Genomic DNA, 3021 nt, shown 5'->3' with positions numbered 1-3021 from the left:
CGGGTTCTCAATTCGGGACTGAGGAAGACGAGAAAAGACAGCCCCATTCGGGGCTGTCTGCAAGTGCATGGATTAGGCGCGACGCCCTGGACTATTGATATAGGCAGCCAGTTGCTGGCTTTCCTGGTTCATGCGCATTAGGTTGGTGTGGGTAATGCGGAACAGGGCACGCATCACCTTGTAGACCAGCTTGGGATGGCTATCTAACAGTTTCTCAAAAGTGTTGGGTTCAAGGGTGTAGACAACGGCGCTACCGACGGCCTGCAAGGATGCCTTACGCGGTGTGCGATCAACAAACGCACGCGTGCCCGCACATTCCCCTGGGCTCATGATGTAAACGGTTTTGTCCTCGCCAGCGTTAACTTCATTGCTGACGGCCAGTTTTCCTTCAATCAGCAGAAATAGCGTATTGGCACTGCCTTTTTCCCGGGTTGCGTATTCGCGATCGCTCAAGTGCACAACCTGCATAGCGTTAGCCAAGATCTGGCATTCGCCGTGTTCCAGTTCCTGGCCTAATGCCGAGTTTGCGATGCGCTGCGGATCTGCGGTGGTGGCCATGATGCATTCTCCCCTATCGTATTGAAATAATTTTTCGCTTTAAGCCTAGTAATATCAAATAACTAGCTTGGATGAAACGTTTTTTTGCTTTCCCTGATCTTTTGGCGAGCAGCAATTTATTGTGCCAGGGGGGCAGCCAGGAAATAGCTGCCAGTGGTGGAGCGGGGAAGAATGTCGTGTTACTTGAGAAATAAAATTGTTCATAACGATAAAAATATATATTTACTGTGTTTCGGGGTAACGCCTGATTTTTGGAGTATATTTTGCCCATCTTTAGATTGATGAGGCAGGTTGCTGTATGCGTTTGGTTTCATTTGACTCGTTCCGGACCTTGGGATTTGAGGGGTTGGAGTACGTCAAACCGGAATTGATGCACCGTCACCTCGATTTGTTACGCGAAGCGGACTGGGTGCTGTACCCCGAATATTGGCAGGTGAACAGTCTTGTCTACGGACTGGGGGCGAGAGTTTTTCCGAGCCTTGCCAGTTACCACCTGGGACACAATAAAATAGAAATGACGCGCTATTTTCAGCTCGTTGCGCCCGCGAATATACCCGATACCTTGATACTGCCCAATACTCCCGCCGGACAGCAGGAAGTGCTGGATTATTTTCCATTTCCATTTGTGGCCAAAAAAGCCAAAAGTTCGCGTGGTGAAGGGGTTTATCTGATTCAGAGTCGTCGGCAGTTCGAAGAGTATTGTGCCGAGGTTGACGTTTTATATGCACAGGAATTTTTGCCCATCGATCGAGATTTACGGCTGGTAGTGATTGGCGAAAAGGTCGTTGGGGGCTACTGGCGGGTCAGATCAGATGGTGGATTTCATAACAACGTCGCCCAAGGTGGTGAAATAGTGATGGGGTTGTTGCCAGAGGCTGCGGTAACGCTAGTAGAGCGGCTGGCTAGGCAGGCAGGCATCAATCACGCCGGGTTTGACATCGCGATGGTTGGCAATTATCCGTTTGTGTTTGAATTTAATCGCTTGTTTGGCAACCAGGGGGTATCTGAGTTAGGTCTGGACCTGCCCAAATTGATCATGGAATATTTGTCGCGGCAAACACCGAGACACCCACCTGTCGCGACCGATCAGCAGCTCGCATAATCCGTGGAGATTGGCATTTTTCATTCTTCTTGGCGGATATAACTCGTGTTTTGTTAATTTTTAGCTTTCTATGTAAATAAATCAGGCGCTGCCGTCGATAGTCTCTTTACCCATAACAGGCTAAAGGGTATTGGGTGCTATGAAAGACAAGGAGATCATCCCCACCGACAAAGAAATTGTCATGCGGGAGAATGACTTTATCGTTTCCAAAACTGACCTCAAAGGTCGGATTACCTATGGAAATCGGATTTTCCAGGAGTTTTCCCGCTATAGCGAGGCGGAGCTCCTGGGTAGTCAGCACAACATCATTCGTCATCCTGACATGCCCAGGGCCGCATTCCAGTTGGCTTGGGATACCATCAAAGCAGGTAATGAATTTTTTGGCTATGTGAAGAACATGGCCAAGGACGGTTCTTTCTATTGGGTGTTCACCCATATCACACCTTCCTATGACCTGAATGGTCAGATGATCGGTTATTTGTCCGTGCGTCGTAAGCCTCGTATGGATTCGGTCAAAATTGTTGAAGGTCTGTATAAACAGATGCTGGCGCTGGAAAAAAATGCTGGTTCGAAAAATGCCATAGCGGTTTCGACCAAGTTCCTGCTGGATTTTTTGGAAGAAAAAAGGACGGGTTATGATGAACTTATCCTCGCTCTTCAGGGCTAGTAGTCTGCCATTGGCACTGGTCGCGTCGCTGTCGGCGATGGGCTACTTTTTATGGTCGTATGGCTTTGACCTAGTTGTTTTATCATTATTTTTACTAACGATTGTTTTGATGCTTGTTGGTATGTTGGCAGGCAAAAAAGAAGATGAGACCTTGCTCAATCAACTAAAACAAGTGACTACTGAGGTTGGTCGGGGACAGATGAATAATCGTGTTGTTCATATTGGTCGCGATGACAAGCTGGGTGAAGTTGCCTGGCAAGTGAATGACATGCTCGACCAGTTGGAAACGTTTTTCCGTGAAGTGAAAGCGTCATTTTATCATGTCAGCCAGGGGCGTTATTTCCGTCGGCCGATTTCTTCGGGGCTGCATGGCGACTTCAAAAAAGTCATTGAGCAAATTGATGACTCACTGGGTTTGATTATTGATAACCAGCGGAACAGTGGAAAATATCGTTTGTTGAGTGACCTTGGTCATCGTAACTCAGAAAATTTGCTGCGTGATTTGACTCGTACACAATTGGAATTGACTGCGGTCAATAATCAGGTTGAAGGTGTAAAGGAAATTGCCCAGGGAACGGCAGAGCGTGCGCAATCCAGCCAGCAACAAGTAGGTAATGTTATTTCCAATCTCGCCAAGTTATCGGACATGGCCGATAGTCTGGATGCATCCGTCATTGCCTTGAAAGAGCGGGCG

Annotated in this window: 4 protein-coding genes; 3 read left to right on the top strand and 1 reads right to left on the bottom strand. The window is 47.8% G+C overall.

The genetic code is table 11. The annotated features are described in order from the left end of the window. Positions 1-72: 72 nt before the first annotated feature. Complete coding sequence (locus tag OEW58_13970) at positions 73-558, bottom strand: cyclic nucleotide-binding domain-containing protein (protein ID MDH5302453.1); 486 nt, start codon at positions 556-558, stop codon at positions 73-75. A 298-nt stretch (positions 559-856) separates the two neighbouring features. Between OEW58_13970 and OEW58_13965 the strand changes: the two genes are divergently transcribed. The 3 genes from OEW58_13965 to OEW58_13955 all read left to right on the top strand — a co-directional run. Then, complete coding sequence (locus OEW58_13965) at positions 857-1660, top strand: hypothetical protein (protein MDH5302452.1); 804 nt, start codon at positions 857-859, stop codon at positions 1658-1660. A gap of 139 nt (positions 1661-1799) precedes the next feature. Then, positions 1800-2327, top strand: coding sequence for a PAS domain-containing protein (locus tag OEW58_13960; protein ID MDH5302451.1), 528 nt, complete (start codon positions 1800-1802; stop codon positions 2325-2327). Then, positions 2296-3021: hypothetical protein (locus OEW58_13955; GenBank protein MDH5302450.1), on the top strand; the 726-nt coding region annotated here is incomplete at its 3' end. The genes OEW58_13960 and OEW58_13955, both read left to right, overlap by 32 nt.

Source organism: Gammaproteobacteria bacterium, from assembly GCA_029884425.1.
Classification (GTDB): Bacteria; Pseudomonadota; Gammaproteobacteria; order S012-40; family S012-40; genus JAOUHV01.
This window is presented reverse-complemented; position numbering and strand designations above follow the sequence as displayed.

Excerpts from the sequence above, each read along its gene's own strand:
- OEW58_13970 (MDH5302453.1), bottom strand. The coding sequence starts at position 558 with ATGGCCACCACCGCAGATCCGCAGCGCATCGCAAACTCGGCATTAGGC.
- OEW58_13965 (MDH5302452.1), top strand. The coding sequence starts at position 857 with ATGCGTTTGGTTTCATTTGACTCGTTCCGGACCTTGGGATTTGAGGGG.
- OEW58_13960 (MDH5302451.1), top strand. The coding sequence starts at position 1,800 with ATGAAAGACAAGGAGATCATCCCCACCGACAAAGAAATTGTCATGCGG.